This is a genomic window from Bacillus sp. PK5-006, assembly GCF_054161415.1.
In genome coordinates this window covers 469,867-489,801 of record NZ_CP096414.1, presented here as the reverse complement: position 1 = coordinate 489,801, position 19,935 = coordinate 469,867, and the positions used below count along the sequence as shown (strand labels likewise).

The following is a 19,935-nucleotide window of genomic DNA, read 5'->3' as shown; positions in this document are numbered from 1 at the left end:
AACACCTTTAAGTGAAATCAACTTAAAGGTGTTTGTCTCTTGATCAAAATCTTGTTCATACAATAATGCAAGAATTTTAAGCATTATGTTTTTTATCAAACACTACTTCAACGACCCGCTTCGAAGATTCTCCAGTCTCTAAGTAACAGAATTTCTCATAAAACGGTGCAAATGAAGCTGGTAGTGTAAAGTCTGGCTGTTCTGTTTCTCTCACCCAGTCAATGACACTTGCTGTCTCTTTCACAAGTGGTCCAGGTGCTTCTTGTTCAAAGTCGAAGTAGAAGCCTCTGAGCTTGTCACGATATGTTTCAATGTCTGGCACATAGAACAGCATCGGACGTTTGAGGTTTGCATAATCAAAGAACACCGATGAGTAATCTGTGATGAGCAGATCTGAAATCATATAAAGGTCTCTAATGTCTTCGTAATGAGAGAAGTCATAGGCAAAGCCTTCATACGGCCCTAAATCAAAGTTTTCAGCAACTAGATAGTGCATACGCAGAATGATGATATATTCATCTCCGATTGCAGCTCTGAGTTCATGCAGATCAAGGTCTAAATCAAATTTGTACTGCCCTTTTTTATAAAATTGGTCGTCTCTCCATGTCGGTGCGTATAAGATCAATTTTTTATCGAGCGGCAGGTTCATTTTTTGTTTCAGTGCTCTCATCGTTTCTTCATTGTTTTGATTGTGAAGGAAGTCATTTCTCGGATATCCTGACTCAATCATGGTCTTTTGGAATTGGAACGCACGTGTAAAGATTTCAGTCGAGTAGGCATTTGGAGAAATGAGATAATCCCAATTCGATGCTTCTTTTGTGAAATTCTTTTTGTATTTCTTCGTGTTTGTTCCAGGCATATGCACCTCGTCCATGTCCATTGCCAGCCGTTTTAACGGCGTACCGTGCCAAGTCTGCAAGTATGTTGTGTGATCTGGCTTTGGAACCCATAGCGGCAAACGGCTGTTTACGACCCAATACTCGGCTCTTGCCATCGCAAAGATCCATTTTAATGACAGACGATTGATATAGTAGATGCCTTTTTCCTTAAACGGTGCTTCATGACCCTTTTTAACGCTCCAGATCAGCGTATATTCAGGGTGATGTTCTTTCATATACTCATAAATCCCACGCGGGTTACAACTGAATTGTTTTCCGTTAAAACTTTCAAAAACAACCGTTTTCTTTTTCACAGACAGCTTACTCGCCAGTTTAAAGGTCGTTTTAAACGTTCTTGTCACAAGACGGTTACGGACTTTTTTGATTTTACTGATCTTCTTTTTGAATTTCTTCCACTTGCTTTTGACGTAATACTTGGCACGTGTTTTCATTGTGTAATCATTAATACGGATGCCAAGCGTTTGTCTTTTTTTCTTTCGGTACACTTCATATCGAATCGGTACATCGTTTCGTTTATGAATTTGAACAAGTCCTTTGAGTTTGTTCGAGCGGTCTCCAAGCACTAAAGAAGTGGTTGTTAATGTTTCCTCTACTCCGTTTACATCGCAGATAAATTCAAGATAGAAGCGATATACAAAGCGTTTGTTTAATGAATAGGTCAATTCCTCTAAAGGGACTTCTGCTAAAAATTGATAAAGCTGTGGTACATGTTGATCATCACGGTATTCGATCACTTCGTCTTTTATATGGGTGATATTAACCGGAAAGCGATGTTCAATTGGTTCTTCACCATTTTTCTTCAATAGAAGCTTTGCTTCTTTGATCTCATACGGATGTTCTGCACTTAGAACGCCTGCATAACCAGACAAAGCTAACATACATCCTTTGTTGAGCTCGATATGATTGAATTTCACAACCTTTAGCTCACGCTTGATTTTCAAAGAAGCATTCCCTTTGTCTGTACGGTATGGAATGATACACAGCATGGCGTCTTTATTTTCTAAAAAGGTCAGCTCAGGCTTTTCTATTTCCATTTTTAAACGGCGTTTATAGTTTGACGTTTTCTCTTCAGATTCAATATCTGTATTGATATCCGCTTCTTTTACTTCTTCTTCCTCTTCTTCGGAATCAGAATCATAAGCTGAGTCCTCAAGCTCGTCCTCATCCTCTTCTTTGTTTGTGCTCAAATAGTCCGTGACATACAAGTTATATGTCTGGCCTTGCTCTAACGCAAGCGGCAGCGATGCTTCATTCAATACCAATTTGAATAGATTCTCTTCTTGATGAACAAGCGGAAGGAAAAGTTCTTGTTTCGAAACTCTCTCCCTCATAAACAAATAAAATTCTCTATCTGTTAATGGCATGTCATCGTTGATGCGAATCAGCATTTCTAGTTTCTCATGATGATTTTTTAACCCTTCAACGACACTCTTCTTATGAATTCCCTCTTCAATCATTAATCGTTAATCTCCTCTGTTCAGAAATCTTACCGTTATGTTATATCACTATTTCACTTTCCAAGAATAGTTGCCTTGTTTCGTTTGATATGACCATCCATCGATGGACGATGGTTTATTCGTAAGCAGCTCACCTTCTATTTCTAGACGCTGCAAAACCTCTTGAAGTTCTTCTGTTTTAAAACGAATGTAAAAATCCACAAATTTCGTTTGGTTGATTTCAATGTTTTTCTTTGTTTGAAAATGGCCGATTGGGAAGCTGACTTGATGGTTCTCATCGATTGTTTGAGAGATGATTTCAGCTCCATTCACTCGATCATATCCTGCGAAATCAATTTGCACATGATCCGCATGACTCATTTCACCTTTTAACTCGAGTTGAAGGTGAAGAACATGATGCTCAGAGCTTAGATCACGCAAGACCCATTTCATGCTGTCAACGATCCCTCTCAGTTCATCTTTATGCTCACGATTTTCGAGCATATGATGAATCGCCGTATTCCAAACAGTCTCTTCGTCAGAAGGAACAAGATAAAAATAGGCTTGTTCCCCCAATAGTTTTTCGACATCTTCTTTATGTTTAGTATCCCCAAAAAAGACAGCATCCACTTGCTGTTTTCTTATTTGTTTAAATAATTCTCCATATTGAGAATTGACTTGATGCAGGTCTTCTTCATAATGTGCGTGATGCACAAATGCAGCGTAATAGGTTGTTTCAGGCTGATCGATTTTAAACAGGTGGCGGTCCTGATCACGATCCTCTGTGATCATCAGTTTCAAACGGTCATTTTGTGATTGAATGCTGGATAGCCATAATTGTTTAATATCCGTCTTCTTTGTAAATGTTTGAATTCCTGTTTTTTTATACCAATTAATATGCCGAACTGGATTCTTTTTTGCATCACCAGGATAAATGATCTCCATATAGATGCTGCCTTCGTCATTGATTAATTCCTCTAAGTATAGAGCACCTGTATGTGGAACAAAGCTTTGTACTCTGCACAAAATGCCCTGCCAATTGTATTCTTCCCTCTTCACTAATTGCTGGTTTTCATTATATTGATCAATATAACAAATGGGAGAAGAAGGCAATTCATATCTCGTCACTTGAATCGCGGACGTATCTTCTGGAAAAATAGCTTCATTGATCTGATGTGACGATTCACCAGCAATAAATTCTGAGTAACGTCTTTTACTTCCGCTTTCCGGTAAGATGTAGTGTTCAAATACATTCAAGATGTCCACTTGGCTAGGAAATGTCTCCTCCAAGCTGTGAATACGTTCCTTCACATTTGCATCGTAATTTAAAGTTAAAATTGCAGTACGTTTATGTTGATCAGCCAAAGGCTTAATCCTTGTCTTTAAAGACTTCGTTAAGCTCTCATCCTGTTTTGGCACATCACCCACAATAAAGTAATAGTCCATATCAGGCACGTCCATTGATGCCATCGTTTCATGTTGTTCAGATTGATCCAATGTGTCTTCAACTTTTTTCTTCATCCAATTTTGAAACAAAGGAAGCTCTCCTTAAAAATAATGATGACTTGCTCATTGTATTTTACATGAAAAAGTACTTCTCACCAAAAGATAAGAAGTACTTTTTTTCGATCTATTAAAGTCCCGCAATTTCTTCCTTAATTTGTGTTGTCGAGATGCCTTCTGTTCTCTTCAAGTATACGACTTCGCAATGTTCTTTTAAGAAATCGAATTTACCTTCCCAGTCATCTCCCATGACAAACACATCGATATCATGCTCTTGCACGTCACGGACTTTTTGATCCCAGCTGTTTTCTGGAATGACTTCGTCTACATAACGAATGGTTTCAAGAATCAGCTTTCTATGCTCGTAGCTGTGATAAGCTTTTTTTGATTTTTGTAAATTAAACTCGTCTGTAGAGATGGCCACCACTAAGTAATCTCCGAGCTGCTTTGCACGTTCTAGCAGCTTAATGTGCCCCCAGTGTAATAAATCAAATGTACCGTAAGTAATAACTTTCTTCATTGCAAACATAAACTCCTTTCTTCAATCCTTATTCGACTGCATTCGTGCAGTAATTTATCCGTAATTCTGTGATATTCGATTCGCTCTTCGGAACTTCATTATATCACAGCGCCCACCAAACGTTAAGCGGATGTAAAGACAAACTATTTCCAATTTATTGGGCGCAGGAGGAAAAGTCCGAAGAATCAATGTTTCACAAAGGATCGTCCAGATGAAATGATGAAAATGTCATGAAATTTAAAGGTTTGTAAAGTTATTGTTAATATTTCATGAAGCATCTGTGATAAAATGATGAGTAGGCGAAGAATGAATTTACAATGAACGTTCATAGATAACAAGTTAAAAAGGAGGTCTAAACAATGCAAACAGAAGTGGTCTCTAACCTTTCTTATGTAAACGGCGACTTAAATGAATTTATCAGCTATATGAACCAGCATCATATTTCTCAAAGAAGAGGCGCCATGATTGCGACTGTCAATCCAGAGATAGGCTATGCCGTCATGAAGGATCATGCGTACCATCAAGTCGTCTCATCTGCGGATTATGTACTGCCGGATGGCGTAGGCGTCGTATTGATGTCCCGCATGACCCAAAGTCCGCTTAAGTCTAGAATTGCCGGCTTTGATGTCTTCATGTCTATGCTTGATCTAGCAAACAAGCAGTCTAAAAGAATCTTTTTATATGGTGCCAAAAAAGAAGTGCTTGAGGCTGTGAAACAGCGAATTGATACGGAATATCCAAATGTGGTCCTCGCAGGAAGCTGTGACGGCTATCAAGCCGATAAACGTTTCGTAGCGAAGCAAATCGCGCGCTCGAAACCTGATATGGTGTTCGTTGCATTAGGTTATCCAAACCAAGAGAACTTTATTTACGAATACCGCCATTTATTCCCGCAGGCTGTTTGCATCGGTTTAGGCGGAAGCTTTGATGTATTTAGCGGAACGGTGAAGCGTGCACCACGCTGGATGATTAAGACAAATACAGAATGGCTGTACAGATTGATTGTGAATCCATGGAGATGGAAACGAATGCTCAATATTCCTAAGTACGCTTTTGCCGTATTGAAGGAAAGCAAAGGAAAAAAACGTTACTATCCTGAGCAGGTAAAGGATCAGACGAAGCAGCTGTGAGAGACTGATAAATGATGAATATACGCTCAATGATGATTTCATGTTACGCAGCTTTTATTTCTTTCATTGGATGGCTGATGAGCGGCGTGAAGCCTCGTGAAAACCAGGTGACGCTGCTTGTTTCATTCCAAGAGAATGCGGCTGCTCTCATTCATACTTATCAACAACAGGCGAACATGACAATGAAGCTCACTATCCTCTATACGAAGCATGCTTCTGCGATAGAAAAGGACGGGCCTCATCTGTCATTTCGCTATTTTCATGAAAAAAATCCTCTCCATCTCATTCAATGTATATATACGATGTTTAAAAGCAAGGTTGTCTTGACGGATAATTACTTTCTCATGACGAGTGTGCTAAGAAAACGGCCTTCTACCACCTGTATTCAAGTATGGCATGCCAATGGGGCTTTGAAAAAGTTCGGGCTTGAAGATGCTTCAAATTCTGAACGAAGTCCCCGTGACATCGAACGCTTCAAACGTGTTTATGCGTCTTTCGATTACATTGTGACAGGCTCAGATCACATGCGTGAGATTTTCAAGACCTCGTTTGGGGTCAACGATGAACGCTTTTTACCAACTGGTGTACCACTGACGGATGTGTACTACGAACAGCACCAGCCTTCCTTGAAGCTGAATGATATCCCAAAAGGGAAAAAGATCCTGCTTTATACACCGACCTATCGAGACTTTGCAATGGACGGTCTTGTGCTGCCTTTTTCAAAAGAGCAGTTGCAAACTGATCTGAACGGCGATTACATTCTGCTCGTCAAGCTTCATCCTGCGGTCAAACATTTAGCGAAAGCAGAAACAGACGGTGAATGGATATTTGATGTGTCCGATCAGCCGCTCTATCCATTGCTTTGTGCTTGTGATGTCCTGGTGACAGATTATTCGTCCATTGTGTTTGAATATGCACTGCTCGAAAAGCCTGTGTTGTTCTTCACTTATGACTTAGACACTTATCGAGAGAAACGCGGCTTAGTCGATCGGTATGAAGATATCATTCCTGGTAAGGCTTGCGTCACTCAAGACATGCTCTTGCAGGAGCTTTTACACCTAAACGGATCAACCAATAAAGAACGAATCAAAACCTTTGCTGAGGAATGGAACCAATATTCAAAGGGACAATCCAGTCAGCAGCTCCTCTCATTTATTGAACAGCAGCTGCTCCTACACAAAAAACGTCCGGCTTCTCATTAGGAAGCACGGACGTTTTTTTATTTGTTATACACCGGGATATCATAATACAGCGTATAGTCATCAAGCAGGTTATACAAACTATACATGCGAGTGACTTGCTTAGAAGCCCAGCCAATATCTGTTGCATATTGATGAGTCGCTGCAGCCGACCAGCGCATTTTATAAATTGTATCTTGCTTGTATGTGGCATTATTGATATAGCTGTTGCCAATGAATTTTGCTCCGCCAATAATGGCCGCCTCTGGCGTGAACCATTGTTGTTCATACGCATACTTTGCACCAAGATAATTTGGATTGCTGTCATATGCGCCAATGCCATACATGTTATAAACTTTCTTTCCATTATACAATGTACCATTCGCTAAAATGGAACTTCCGTTACCCGTTTCAAGCAACGCATGAGAAATAAGATAAATTTCGTTGATATGATACGTTTTTGCTGCTGTAATAAAGGCTTGTCCTTTACCCGCAAGAATCCCTTTTCCTGCTAAAATCTTTGAATTGACCTCTGCTGGATTGAGATTCGCAGCTTCAGAGAGTTTCAGAAATTGAAAATAAGATTGCGTGCCTTCGGCAATATTAGCTGGATCTACATATTTTTGCACCTCTGCTGCACTTGCATTTCTCCAGCCGAGGTTGATCCTGATCCAGTTCCCTTCTTTCCCAAGCTGTTTCACTTTTGCTCCTTTATTGAGCTGTGCCACAATGTTGCTTGCAGAGCTCGAATCAGGTGTAGAACGGACATTTAAACCATCCGTATTCACTGTCGATGTGGCCTGGTCTACATATGCTGCATAAACATAGGCCGCACCATCTGTCTGTGGTGATACCTTCATTTGTTTGTTGACCATCTCATTGACAGTAAGGTTGTAGTTCGTTTGCATGACCATTGGGCCATTTTTAATTTTTACGGCTGTGGCGGTCCAGCCATATTGGCTTTTCACAAAAGCAATGGCTTCATTTACAGTTGGTAACCCTGTAAATTGCTGCGTAATGTTGATTTTGTAAGTTGATTTCGTTGTTGTTGTATACGCAGCGGTTTCATTCCGTTTTTTGAAAAATGCCAAGCCTTGGTCACGCAGTGCAGCGGTTGAGATGACACCTGTTTTGATCTGATATTGAGCATAATCGGCTGTGCCTGTTTTTTGAGCAGCGGCCTTCATTTTTTGTTTCGTCAAATAGCTGAGTGCTTGATTCAGTTTTGTCTGATTCACTGTCGGCTCTGTCGTGATACGGTATTGCTTGACCGCTTCTGTCAGCGTTTTTGTACTGCTGGCAACGCCATTTTTCTTGATAATCTCTTGAGCCTGCTTCACTTTACTTTGTTCATATACAGGTGTTGTCTTGAGACTATACGTTTTGCTGACAGCCTGTCCGTTACTTGCCTTGATGCTGCTTGTCAGCTTCTGCGTTTTTAAGTAGGCGGCACCTTTATTCACTTTCGCTTGGTCCACTGCTTGATTGACGACGAGTCGATACGTGCTGTCTGATACCTTGCCTGTTTTTTTCGTTGTCGCAGATACTTTTTTCTTTTGGAAGAAAGCCGCTGCTTTTTTCGCCTCTTCATCTCCTAAAAGGTTTCCCGTCACGACTTGATATGGCTGTGTGGAAGAAATCTTTTTGGACGTGTAGCGCCATTTCTTTTTCTTGAAAAAGGCTACCGTTTTGCCGTAAGCTGTATCGTTCAATTGATTGAGCTTCACGATATAATTTTTTGTTTTTCCCACTCGCTGGACAGCACCTGCAGCACCGGTTTGTTTCTTAATCTGAGCTGCAGCTGAAGCTGCTTGTTTGTTGTCTTTAAAATAGCCTGATTCCAAGCTGTAGACATTTTTTAAGGCACCAGTCTTTTGAATCTTCCCGCTGATCTTTGCTTCTTTTTGCAGCTGGGTAAGGAGCGTCTGTGCTTTCGACTGGTTCGCTTGTGCAGCGGATGTGACGATGTAATAAGGCTTACCCGCTGTCACCGTTTGAAGCACTGCTGTTAAGCCAGATGCCTTTTGAAAGCCTTGTAGAATGGTATTCGCCTTACTTTGTCCAACAATACCGCTTGAAATCAGCTGATACACAGTGCCAGCTTTCGTTTCGGTTTGGTATGTACTGGTAACACCTGCCTGCTTTTGCAGCTCAGTTTGAATATTTTTCACTTTCGTTTCAGAATCAATGGTTCCTGATATGACCTGATAAGAAGGTTTGCTTTGATTGATGACTTCATAGGAGCTATTGAGCCCTGATGTTTTCGTTAGTTCAAGTGAGAGCTTTTTCGCCTGACTTTCATCATTGACTGGGTCAGATACGACCTTTTGTAAAGGAAGGCGGTCACCTACTGGAGACACCGTACCGCTCATGCCCACTTCTTTTTTTAATGCAGCTGCACTTGCATTCGCTGCTGCTTGTGACTCATATCCTGAAGCAGTGAGCTGATAGGTCGACGTATTTCCTGAGGTTTGATAAGTGGCTGTCCACTTTTTGTCTTTCTTTAGTGTTTCCACTGCTTTTTTCACTTCTGCTTCTGTTGTAAATACCTTTGAGGTGTTCATCGTATAAATGGATTGGTCGACATAGGAGGCTGCTTGCGCTTCTTTACCCGTGTGTAATGTCATACCAAAGGCAGCTGCGAGTAACATAATCTTGATGGTTTTTTTCACGTTCCCTGTCCCTCTCTTAACTTTGCATAATAGTCTACTAATCTCTTTATCGACAAAAACAAGTACTCTTTCAAGTCATTTATGCAATAGAAAAATAGAGGACCCCCTCGAAGTCCTCTTTGCCTTATATATGCGACACAATCAGTTCACAAGATCCTTCAATTGAGAAGCTTCCTGTTTCAGCCGGCAGAATAAAATGAGCGCCCTTTGGCAGTGGATATGTGTGTCCGTCATGCTCTAAAGACCCTTCTCCATGAATCACACTGCATAGCAAAAACGGATAATCCTGCGTAAGCTCTACTTTTTGATCAATTTCCCATTTATACACAGAGAAATATTCTGCTTCGACAAATGTACGAATGGTCACTCCCCGCCGTGTTTCAACTGATTCATCTGCATACCCGTCTACATGAGGAACTGTTGTGACATCAATCGCTTGCGCAAAATGAAGTTCACGTTCGTTGCCATCCTGGTCTTTTCGTTCATAATCATATACGCGATAGGTTGTATCTGAGCTTTGCTGCGTTTCAAGGACAAGCGTTCCTTCGCAAAGCGCATGGATGGTACCGCTTGGCACATAATAAAAATCACCAGGCTTAATCTTCACCCGCCGCAAAAGACCTTCCCAATCTCCACTATTCATCATGGTGACTAGCTCAGTTCTTGTTCTTGCATTGTGCCCATAGATCATTTCTGCTCCTTCTTTGCAGTCAATGATGTACCAGCACTCTGTTTTTCCAAGCTCGCCATTTTCATGTCTTTCCGCATAATCATCATCTGGATGAACTTGAACGGACAAGTCTTGGTTTGCATCTAATATTTTAGTTAACAGCGGGAAGCGGTCGCCTTCTATCCCCCCGAACAATTCTCTATGATTGTCCCAAAGTTCGATCAGCGTTTTCCCTTTATATGGACCGTCTTGCACGACACTTGGTCCGTTTGGATGAGCAGAAATTGCCCAGCATTCTCCCGTTTGATCAGAAGGAATATCATAGCCAAATTGATCCCTTAAGGCTGTACCTCCCCATATTCTCTCCTTCAATTCAGGCAGTAAAAAAATTGGTGACTGCTTCATTCAGGATGACTCCTCCCTTTGCTACCCTTTGATAATCCTTACCTAGCTTGATGAAAACTAGTAAGTCTCAACTTTTATTATGACGCTATCTAAAGAGAAGTCAATCCTTTCAGTACACCGAATGAAAACGATAACACAAAAAATATTTTACCCTTTGACAGAGCCAGCGAGAAGCCCTTTGACAAAGTATTTTCCAAGAAGAATATAGACGAGTAGTGTCGGCAGCGCAGCCAATATCGCTCCTGCCATTTGGACGTTCCATTGCACAATTTGACTGCCTGATAGATTTTGCAAGGCAACCATCACCGGCTGATGCTCCGCAGTGGTCATTGTGACCGCAAATAAGAATTCATTCCACACATTTGTGAACTGCCAAATGGCCACCACAACAAATCCTGTGATCGAAAGCGGAAGAATCATATGTCTGAAAATCCCGATAAACCCTGCACCATCCATTTTCGCCGATTCAATCATTTCATCTGGGATGCTCACATAGAAATTTCGGAACATGAGTGTTGTGATCGGAAGTCCGTATACGACATGGACAAGCACAAGCCCTGGAATTGAATTATACAATCCGACTTCACGCAAAAATTGAATGAGTGGGATCAGGATACTTTGATATGGAATAAACATCCCAAACAGCATCAGCGTAAAGACGACTTCTGATCCTTTGAAACGCCATTTTGATAGGACATAGCCATTCATTGCACCTAATACAGCTGACAGTAAAGTAGCAGGAATGACAAGATAAAGAGAATTCATTAAATTGGGCGCCAGCTTTTCAAACGCGATTTGATAGCTTGAAAAATCGATAGTAGATGGCAGTGACCACATTCGCTCAAGGGTGACTTCACCTAATGGCTTCAAGCTTGTGACGAGCATGACATAAACAGGCATCAGAAAAAAGAGACTGCACAAAATCAATAAAGCATAAAGAACTGGACGGACAAACCATCTGGCTGTCATGATGAAGCCCCCTTCCGGCTCGACAGGAGATATGGCACGATAAAGACCGCAACAGAGATCAGCATGACAACCGCAATGGCGGCACCGCCTGCATAATGGTTTCCTCTAAAGGTCATTTCAAACATATACACGCCCGGAACATCTGTGACAAAGTTCGCACCCGGCCCTGTCATCGAGTAAATCAAATCGAAGATCTTTAAAGAAATGTGAGCCATGATGATAACAACACTTGCAGTAATCGGTTTTAAAAGAGGAAAAATGATTTTCCAGTAAATCTGCCACTCCGTTGCGCCATCCATTCTAGCAGCCTCTCTTACTTCCTCTGGAATTCCTCGCAGACCCGCCAAATACATCGCCAGAGAGAAGCCTGTCATTTGCCAAACAGCTGCAATCACAACAGCAATCATGGCCGCAGGTACACCAAACTCAATTTTCCCCCAGACAAATCCGGCCAATATGTTCGTATCCGTATACCACTTAGGCTGGATACCAAGCGTTTTCAAAAATAAATTCACCCCAGTTGACGGGTTTAAAATCCATTGCCATACGACTCCTGTGACAACGAAGGAAAGGGCCATCGGAAAGAAGAATAAATTCCGAAAAAGAGATTCCCCCTTGATCTTCTGATCTAGTAAAATCGCAAGTGCGAGACCAGAGACAATGACCGCTCCAATAAAAAATAAAGTGAAAAAGACCGTGTTTCGAAGATCTGATTGAAAGCGGAAATCTTGAAACAGCATGACATAATTGCGAAGACCTGCGAAAGAGAAATCAGGAACAAGCGTGGTCCAGTTTGATAATGACACATATCCTGTCCAGCCAATAAAACCGTAAACAAAGATGAATAATAAAACCGCTGACGGGGCTAAAAAGAGCAGCGCCAGCAGCTGGTCTCCATTCCATTTTTTCCGCATACGTTTAACTTTGGGCACAGGTGTTTTTGTCATCGGCGATGTGTCCATGCGCATGAAGCTACACTCCTTTTTAAAAAAAGAGGCGGTGCCTAGCCGCCGCCTCCTTCGTCTTTATTTCATTGCATCTTTTAATGATGAAACAAACTGACTGCTGTCTTTTTGTGTCACGAAGATATTGACGGCTTGATTTGCTTTTGTCACAAACCCTTCTTCAGCAGCTGAGCCATGAGCAAGAGACGGCGCCAGTTTTGACTCTTTAAATGCCTTCATCGCCGATTTTCCGTATTCATCATATTTTGATACATCTGCATCCACACGTGCTGGAATCGATCCTTTTAGCGGATTAAACGCATCCTGTCCTTCCACAGATCCTAAAACGGATAAGAATTTCTTCACGTTTTCTGGCTGTTTCACACCCTTTGGCAGTCCAAATGTATCGGTGATCACCATAAAGCTTCCTTCCGTTCCAGGAGTCGCCGTGTATCCAAAGTCTTGATTAACCTTCAAATCAAGATCATTCACAAAGTACCCCTTCGCCCAGTCGCCCATGACATTCATTGCCGCTTCTCCTTTTGCCACGAGCTGTGAGGCATCCTGCCAGTTACGTGAACTGTGATCGTCATTGACGTATTCGAGCATACGTCCAAAGATGTCTGCCGCTTCCTTCACTTTCGGGTCATCCATTTTCATGTCGCCAGCCCAAAGTTTTTGATAACCATCTGCACCTAATACACCCAGCAAAACACTTTCAAACAAATGAGTCGCTGCCCAAGGCTCCTTATCTCCAAGTGCAAGTGGTGTGATTCCTTTTTTCTTTAATGCATCTGCTGTTTTGAAAAATTCATCAAATGTCGTTGGCGGCTCTAAGCCTGCATCATCAAATACCTTCTTGTTATACCAAAGCACATTGCCCCTGTGAATGTTCACTGGCACGGAATAGATTTTCCCATCTTTGCTGACAAGGTCAATCAGTGATTCTGGAAATTTGTCTTTCCAGCCTTCTTTTTCATATAAATCATCCAGAGGCTCCATTTTGCCTGCCGCGACCCAGCTCTCATTCAGCTCCGCCCCGCCATGCACTTGAAACGTAGCAGGCGGATCATTTCCCTGCATACGGCTAGTCAGGACAGCCTTTGCATTCGTACCAGCACCACCTGCGACGGCTGCATTTTCAATTGGAATGTCTTTATTCTTCTCTTCAAACAATTGGATGAGTGCCTTCAGCCCGTCTTCCTCACCTGCTCCTGTCCACCAAGAGAAAATTTCGAGTTTTTCCGCTCCGCCTTCTTTTTTTGCCTCTGAGTTCGTCGATGAGCTGCAGGCAGTGACGATAAGCATACAGAGTGCCAGCAGCGTAAAGCCTAATTTAAGCTTCATAATTGATCCCCCTATCCCCATTTTGTAAGCGTTATCAAAATAAGTATAATGGCAGATCCTTGCTTTTTTTCAGGCAAACTTCTTCACTTTTTTATGAAATTCTTCATTTTTTTACGGCCTGTTTTCGATATTCCTTCGGTGAACAGCCGACCATTTTCTTAAACACACGGCTGACGTAATTAGGATCTGTATATCCTGCCTGAAAGGTAATTTCTTTTAAGCTAAGCGTGCTGTCTTTGAGGAGCTTTTTGATTTTATCCAGCCGGCAGGCTGTCACATACTCTTTAAATGTCAGACCCGTCTCGTCTTTAAATCGTTTTGTGAAATAGGTGGGACTTAAATCAACATAAGCGGCCGTTTGCTCAAGCGTGATCTGTTCACAATAATATGTTTTGATGTAACGTTTTGCCCGCTCGATGTCATTGATGGTCTGGGTTCTCGCTTCATACACATCAAATAGGTGTTCACAGCACTGGCGGCATTCAGCTGCGGTGCTGATTGTCAATATCGATAGGTCTGTACGGAGGCGTGATTTGAAGAGAATCAGCAGTTCTTTTACCTGCGAAATCGTCGCCCCCTCTAATTGAAAGGCATCAAATAAAGCCAGCGCATCCTCTCTTCTCCCTTCCTCGAGCGCCTGCATCATGCTGTCTGCAAGCTCCGGCAGATGAATCAATGGACCGGGCTTCACCTCTGTTTGGTAAAAGCCATAACGAACAACGCCGCCACTCTTTTTTCGCTGATAATAGGAAAGCTTCGCCTCTGCTGCACTTTTCTGAAGATGAAGCGGGTTTGAGACTGGGTGCCCTATGCCAACGACAGGTGAAGGCTGACCGTTTGTCATGGCAGCTCGAATGGCTTGCAGCACCTCTGCCTTTAGCGGACCTGGTCCCTGCTGACTATAAATGAGGCATGTAAACAGTTCTCCCCCCATCTGAATAGGCACCGTATGAAATCGTGCAGATTTCTGTAAATCGATCAACAGCTGGTCTCCTTCTGTTCGCTGCACAGCGATGATAAGACCTGCTTCATATTCGGAGAATAGTTGTTGAAACTCCATGGATGTATAGGATTGACCGTTCATGACATGCGCTTCAAGCCACTTTGACTGCTGATCGGCCGCTGCCGCCTGCCGCAGAGACGCCTCCTGCTGTATCTCTGCTGCTACAAATTGAATGGCTGCGATGGTTTCATCTTTGTCAGCTGGTTTGACGAGGTATTGTTTCACCCCCTCCTGCATCGCTTGCTTGGCATAATCGAATGTATAGTAGGCTGTCAGCATAATGAATTTTGTATGAGGACTGATTGCTTTGATCTGTTTGATCGCTGTCAGTCCATCCATGCCAGGCATCTGAATATCCATGAGCACAAGATGAATGGACTCAGATCGCACGAATTCAACCGCCTTCTTTCCATTTTCCGCTTCTCCTGCTATATGACACTCTGGAACCCATTCGGTTAAGAATTTCCGCATCGCTAGCCGTTCTATTTTTTCATCATCGACAATCAGCACGTTCAGCATGCCGGTCCCTCCTTCATCGGAATAGCCAATTGTATGGTGGTGCCTTCGTTTGGCTTTGAATCAATTTGAAGGGCATCTTGCACCCCGTAAAACAAGCGCAGTCTTGACATTACATTCCGAAGACCGATTCCTGTCGAGTGGCCTTTACTCAGTATGTTCGGATCTTCCTCTTCTTTTTCTGACAGCAATCTTCTTTTCTCCTGTTCATTGATGCCCATCCCATTGTCCCGAATCCGAATCATCACATAGCCGCCTTCTTCATAGATCGAGAGCTCGACAAATCCCTTTTCCTCCTTTGGCTCGACGCCATGAATAAAGGCATTTTCAACAAGCGGCTGTAAGGTAAGACTTGGGATATGCACAGATAAACATGATTCATCGATGGACGTTTTGCACGTAATACGATCGGCAAATCTCGTTTCTTGTATATGAAAATATTCTTTCACCACTTTCACTTCTTGTTCCAATGTAACGGATGTACTAAGAGCAGACAGCGAATACCGCATCAGCGTGGAAACGGATTGAATCAGCCTCGATGTGGCTTCTGCTGATTCTAAGTAAGCCATACGTGAAACGATGTTTAATGTGTTAAATAAAAAATGCGGGTTCATTTGGTTTTGCAGCGTTTTTAGCTTCATATCTTTGATTTTTTGATCCAATGCTGCCTTTTGTTTGATCTCTTCAATCATCATTTTCATCTCTTGCCGCATTCGCTGAAAGGCTTCATTTAAAACAGAGATTTCATCCTTTGAGGTAACATGCAAATTCGCTCCATCAAAATGTCCTTCTGATACTTCTTTTACGCTTCGGGACAGATGAACGATGGGTCTTGAGATCCCGCCAGCAATCATATACGCCATCCATAAGGCGACCCCGATTGATAACGTAAACAGGCATAAGGTAAAGAGCGCATAGGTTTGATGCCTTTTTTGAAGAGTTTGATAGAGTATCTGATACTCAGATAATTCATCATCAAGCAGGGTCATCGTCTGCTCTTGTATATAGGAGGAGACGGTTCTCACTTCCTTCACACTTGCAGCATATTCTTCGATTTTCCCTTCTTTTACATGTGTCATGGTCGCATCACTTTCATTGATGAGCGTCCGCATCATATATTGATATTTTTCAATAGAAGGAATCGCCGCATGAAGCCCGGCATCCTTTCGCAGCGCTTGATCGTATGATTTCATTTTCTGCTTTGACGTAAGATATTCTTTGGCAAACTTCCGATCCTTTTCAATGGCATAGGCATTGACCTTTTCATACATCGTTTTCGCCTCTGTCGAGATATCATTGAGCAGGAGAAAAGAACGAAAGCTCCGGCTATATTCTGATGTGATTTTTGAACTGCTCCAGTAGACAAAAAAAGCGGCTACGTTGCCAAGAAGCACAAGGATTAAAAATGCCAATAACAGCTTACTTCGAATCCTTCTCATGGCTGCATCCCCTGCTTTCTGTCTGTTTGCTGAAGAGGCAGATCCCCGCGCCGGATCACACTCGTTCCCGTGTACTGAAGCGGTTCTTCTTTTTCACCTTTCTGCAAACGAACAAGCGATTCAACCGCTTGATAGCCCATTTCATAAGGATGCTGCACGACCACAGCATCAATTGTCCCATCATCAAGCGCCTGAATCGTATCAGGCAATGTGTCAAATGCAAGCACATAAAAATCAGTGGATGATCGATACTGTGCGATTGCTTGAATGATGCCTGCACCATCTAACGCACTTGTACCATAAAATGCGGTGAGCTTCGCATGATCGTTTAATAGTTTATAAGCCGCACCTGAGGCGCCTGACTTCGTAATGGCTGATTCTTCTATTCCAGCAATATGAATGCGTTTTTCAGCAGAGACTGCATCTCGAAAGCCTTTGACACGCAGCTTTTGATGAATGGCATCCAGCCTGCCTGTGACAATTCCTACATACTGTTCACCTTTTGTATCTGCGATGAGTGCCTGTCCTGCGATAAAGCCTGAATAGTAATTGTCCGTCCCTACATACACTTGTCGCTTGCTCCCCTCTGCATCTGTATCGACGGTGACAACATCAATTCCTTTTTCCCTCGCCTTCTGAAAAAGCGGTTTGTATTTTTTCGCATCAAGTCCCTGTGTCATAATGCCGTCAACATGTCCAGCGATTGCCATATCAATAGTTTTCAGATGATCGTCTACATCCGCTTGCTTTGGGCCCAAATATTCTAGATACACGTGATGAACGTCTGCCGCATCCGCAGCTCCCTTTTGTACAAGCTGCCAATATTCATTATCAAGTTCCTCCGGTACAAGGACAAAATGATATTGATACGTTGACTCCGCTTTATCGGAAGCGCTTTCAATTTTAAATAAATCTTGACCTAATAACGTTAAGAAGATGACAGATACCACACAAAATGTGAGAAATGCGCTCATTCCAATCCACTTAGATAATTTCACCGAGTCCTCCTCCTTTCCACTATTTCCGCATAAAAAAAAGAGCTGCTTATAAGCATACTCTCTCGACCTCTATAATTCCTTTGTCATAAATAAACTGTTTGGATCTTCTTGATATGTACCAAAAGGCGGACAATACTGAAACCCAGCGCTCTCATATAGTTTTCTTGCTGGTTCAAAGAAAGCCATTGCGCCTGTCTCTAAGCTGACACGTGTGTAGCCGCGCCGTTTTGCCTCTTGGAGAAGATGATTCAGCATATATCTCGCTACACCTTTTCGCATATGGAGGGCTGCGGTTCTCATCGATTTGATTTCCCCATGTTCACTTGACAGTTGCCTTAACGCTCCGCAGCCAAGAAGCTCCTCTCCATCTCGCACACTCCACACGGTGACATCTTGCTTTTTTAAATCAGTTAATGGAAGGGCATGAATGCTTTCTGGCGGCGAATGCTCCTTCATCTCTTCTATATGTGCGGTAATCAGCTGGTCAATTCGTCCATCCGTGAGTTCATCTTGTAGAATGTACATTCAATCACTCCTTCATGATCATTGTACGTGAAGAGTTAAATGTTTACCTGCTGTTATGTCAGATAAACGAACAAACAACCGGCATCAACGAGCCAGTTGTTTGTTCGTTTGACAAGTATTTATGAAGAAAGAACGGCTTGTAATTCCTCTGCTGTACTGCTTTCAAGCTGACTTCCGACACCAACAGCCACCGCGCCTGCTTTGAGCCACTTTGGAACATCAGCTGGATGAATGCCGCCCGTAGGGATAAATTCAATTTCTGGAAATGGACCTTGTAAGTTTTTCATATAGGATAAACCGAAAGAGCCGCTCGGAAAAAGCTTGAGCAAGCAATAGCCATCTGCTTTTGCCTGCATGATTTCACTCGGGGTGAGAACCCCTGGTACATAGAGTGTGTCGTAAAATGAAAGATGTTCTCCAATCATAGGAAGGTATCCTGGACTAACGATAAACTGCGAACCTGCCTCAATGGCTGATTGCGCCTGCTCCAGCGTCGTAATTGTTCCCGCTCCTACTATGAGGTCCTGCTCCTCCTGAAAGGATGCGATGATGCGTTCAGCATTTGGCGTGGTATACGTCACTTCAATGGCACGAACTCCTTTTTTCTTTAAACGCTCAATCATTTCAATACCTTCTGCTTCACTACCCGCTCTCACAACTGCGATCAATTTACAAGACGCGAGCTGCTTTTTAACGCTCAAACTTGCTGACTTTCCCATATCTCTCATCCCCTTTCATGTACTCCCGCCTTTGATATCGCTTGGCTTCTTTCATAAAAGCCTGAAGCTCCTTCCGGGTTGGCAGTCCGTCCTTATCGCCAGGTGACATCACTGCAAGTGCCCCGACCGCATTGCCTCTTGTCACGGATTTTTCATGTGATAAGCCGTCAAGCAAGCCGCTGATGACCCCCACTGCAAATCCATCACCAGCTCCAACTGTGTCTACGACATCCTGCACATAAAACCCATTCACAATTCCCTGACCGGCTGCACTTTTATAAAAGGCACCTTCTGCCCCTAGCTTAATGACCACTAGCTTGACACCTTTTTGCAAATAAACATCTGCAATCTCTTCTGGCTCGTGATAACCTGTGAGCCTTTGCCCTTCTGCAAGCCCTGGAAAAAACCAATCCGATTGTGAGGCGATATGATTCACCGTCTGAATCATATCTTTCTCCTCTTTCCATAGCTGAAGCCTTAGGTTTGGATCAAATGAAATGGTTTTGCCCGCTTCCTTCATTTCTTGAAGGGCATGAAAAGAAAACGCTCTCATTTCACTAGATAAGGCAGGCGGAATACCAGTCATATGAAGGTGGCCTGCCTGTTTGAAATAAGCGGCGGGAAAGTCGCTTGGACTCATTGTGCTCGCAGCAGAGCCTTTCCGATAATACGTGACGTCAGGGTCTCCTTCCGTCACTTTAGATTTAAGTAAGATTCCCGTTTGAGACCCATCATTTGAACGGAGCACTGCACTTGTATCGACACCCTCTTTTTGAAGCTCTTCTAAAATAAATGTGCCAAGTGAATCTGCTCCGACTTTGCTCACCCAGCCCACATGAAAGCCCAGCCTCGCCAAGCCGACAGCCACGTTACTCTCTGCACCAGCAAGTGCCTTTTGGAATGTATGCACTTGATGAAGCTCTCCAACTTCTTTTGCATAAAACATCGCCATTGATTCCCCAAATGTGACCGCATCCAACGCTTTCACTCATTTCTCCCCTTTCTTGGTACCGGTTTCAAATTGGTTGAAAAAGAGAGAGCATGCACGTATGTATACTCTTC

The 19,935-nt window shown here is 42.8% G+C and carries 16 protein-coding genes; 2 read left to right on the top strand and 14 right to left on the bottom strand.

Annotated features, from left to right (window positions below; genetic code table 11):
• Positions 1 to 76: 76 nt before the first annotated feature.
• The 3 genes from M1D84_RS02440 to tagD all read right to left on the bottom strand — a co-directional run bounded on the left by M1D84_RS02440 (position 77) and on the right by tagD (position 4,358).
• Positions 77 to 2,356, bottom strand: a complete 2,280-nt coding sequence (locus M1D84_RS02440) for a CDP-glycerol glycerophosphotransferase family protein (protein ID WP_024423646.1) — start codon at positions 2,354 to 2,356, stop codon at positions 77 to 79.
• A 48-nt stretch (positions 2,357 to 2,404) separates the two neighbouring features.
• Positions 2,405 to 3,871 (bottom strand): alpha-glucosyltransferase N-terminal domain-containing protein, encoded by a 1,467-nt coding sequence (locus M1D84_RS02435; protein WP_024423647.1) that lies wholly within the window; start codon positions 3,869 to 3,871, stop codon positions 2,405 to 2,407.
• 97 nt (positions 3,872 to 3,968) lie between these two features.
• Positions 3,969 to 4,358 carry a glycerol-3-phosphate cytidylyltransferase gene (gene tagD / locus M1D84_RS02430; RefSeq protein WP_008343212.1) on the bottom strand — a complete coding sequence of 130 codons (390 nt, stop codon included), beginning with the start codon at positions 4,356 to 4,358 and terminating at the stop codon, positions 3,969 to 3,971.
• Positions 4,359 to 4,717: 359 nt separating this feature from the next.
• Between tagD and M1D84_RS02425 the strand changes: the two genes are divergently transcribed.
• Positions 4,718 to 5,488, top strand: coding sequence for a WecB/TagA/CpsF family glycosyltransferase (locus tag M1D84_RS02425; RefSeq protein ID WP_024423648.1), 771 nt, complete (start codon positions 4,718 to 4,720; stop codon positions 5,486 to 5,488).
• A gap of 11 nt (positions 5,489 to 5,499) precedes the next feature.
• The gene (locus tag M1D84_RS02420; RefSeq protein ID WP_302052041.1) at positions 5,500 to 6,690 is read left to right on the top strand and encodes a CDP-glycerol glycerophosphotransferase family protein; all 1,191 of its coding nucleotides are present in this window, start codon (positions 5,500 to 5,502) and stop codon (positions 6,688 to 6,690) included.
• Between the two features lie 17 nt (positions 6,691 to 6,707).
• Here M1D84_RS02420 and M1D84_RS02415 read toward each other — a convergent pair whose 3' ends face one another.
• From M1D84_RS02415 to M1D84_RS02365, 11 genes are all read right to left on the bottom strand, one after another.
• Positions 6,708 to 9,338 (bottom strand): glucosaminidase domain-containing protein, encoded by a 2,631-nt coding sequence (locus M1D84_RS02415; RefSeq protein WP_458106393.1) that lies wholly within the window; start codon positions 9,336 to 9,338, stop codon positions 6,708 to 6,710.
• 124 nt (positions 9,339 to 9,462) lie between these two features.
• Positions 9,463 to 10,413, bottom strand: coding sequence for a mannose-6-phosphate isomerase, class I (manA, locus tag M1D84_RS02410; protein ID WP_044333314.1), 951 nt, complete (start codon positions 10,411 to 10,413; stop codon positions 9,463 to 9,465).
• Between the two features lie 147 nt (positions 10,414 to 10,560).
• On the bottom strand, positions 10,561 to 11,382 hold the full coding sequence (locus tag M1D84_RS02405) for a carbohydrate ABC transporter permease (RefSeq protein ID WP_024426281.1): 822 nt from the start codon (positions 11,380 to 11,382) through the stop codon (positions 10,561 to 10,563).
• On the bottom strand, positions 11,379 to 12,350 hold the full coding sequence (locus tag M1D84_RS02400; RefSeq protein WP_133744493.1) for a carbohydrate ABC transporter permease: 972 nt from the start codon (positions 12,348 to 12,350) through the stop codon (positions 11,379 to 11,381). Before M1D84_RS02400 ends, M1D84_RS02405 begins: the two co-directional genes overlap by 4 nt.
• Positions 12,351 to 12,407: 57 nt before the next feature.
• The gene (locus M1D84_RS02395) at positions 12,408 to 13,673 is read right to left on the bottom strand and encodes an ABC transporter substrate-binding protein (RefSeq protein ID WP_151039802.1); all 1,266 of its coding nucleotides are present in this window, start codon (positions 13,671 to 13,673) and stop codon (positions 12,408 to 12,410) included.
• A 103-nt stretch (positions 13,674 to 13,776) separates the two neighbouring features.
• On the bottom strand, positions 13,777 to 15,195 hold the full coding sequence (locus tag M1D84_RS02390; protein WP_458106392.1) for a response regulator transcription factor: 1,419 nt from the start codon (positions 15,193 to 15,195) through the stop codon (positions 13,777 to 13,779).
• Positions 15,189 to 16,631, bottom strand: a complete 1,443-nt coding sequence (locus tag M1D84_RS02385; protein WP_458106391.1) for a histidine kinase — start codon at positions 16,629 to 16,631, stop codon at positions 15,189 to 15,191. The genes M1D84_RS02390 and M1D84_RS02385 overlap by 7 nt, the downstream gene beginning before the upstream one ends.
• Positions 16,628 to 17,629, bottom strand: a complete 1,002-nt coding sequence (locus tag M1D84_RS02380; RefSeq protein ID WP_198456609.1) for a sugar-binding protein — start codon at positions 17,627 to 17,629, stop codon at positions 16,628 to 16,630. The genes M1D84_RS02385 and M1D84_RS02380 overlap by 4 nt, the downstream gene beginning before the upstream one ends.
• Before the next feature lie 69 nt (positions 17,630 to 17,698).
• Positions 17,699 to 18,154, bottom strand: coding sequence for a GNAT family N-acetyltransferase (locus M1D84_RS02375; RefSeq protein WP_044333324.1), 456 nt, complete (start codon positions 18,152 to 18,154; stop codon positions 17,699 to 17,701).
• A gap of 119 nt (positions 18,155 to 18,273) precedes the next feature.
• Positions 18,274 to 18,873 carry a bifunctional 4-hydroxy-2-oxoglutarate aldolase/2-dehydro-3-deoxy-phosphogluconate aldolase gene (locus M1D84_RS02370; protein ID WP_044333326.1) on the bottom strand — a complete coding sequence of 200 codons (600 nt, stop codon included), beginning with the start codon at positions 18,871 to 18,873 and terminating at the stop codon, positions 18,274 to 18,276.
• Entirely contained in the window at positions 18,845 to 19,825 is a 981-nt protein-coding gene (locus M1D84_RS02365; protein WP_234107954.1) for a sugar kinase, read from the bottom strand. The genes M1D84_RS02370 and M1D84_RS02365 overlap by 29 nt, the downstream gene beginning before the upstream one ends.
• Between the last annotated feature and the right edge of the window lie 110 nt (positions 19,826 to 19,935).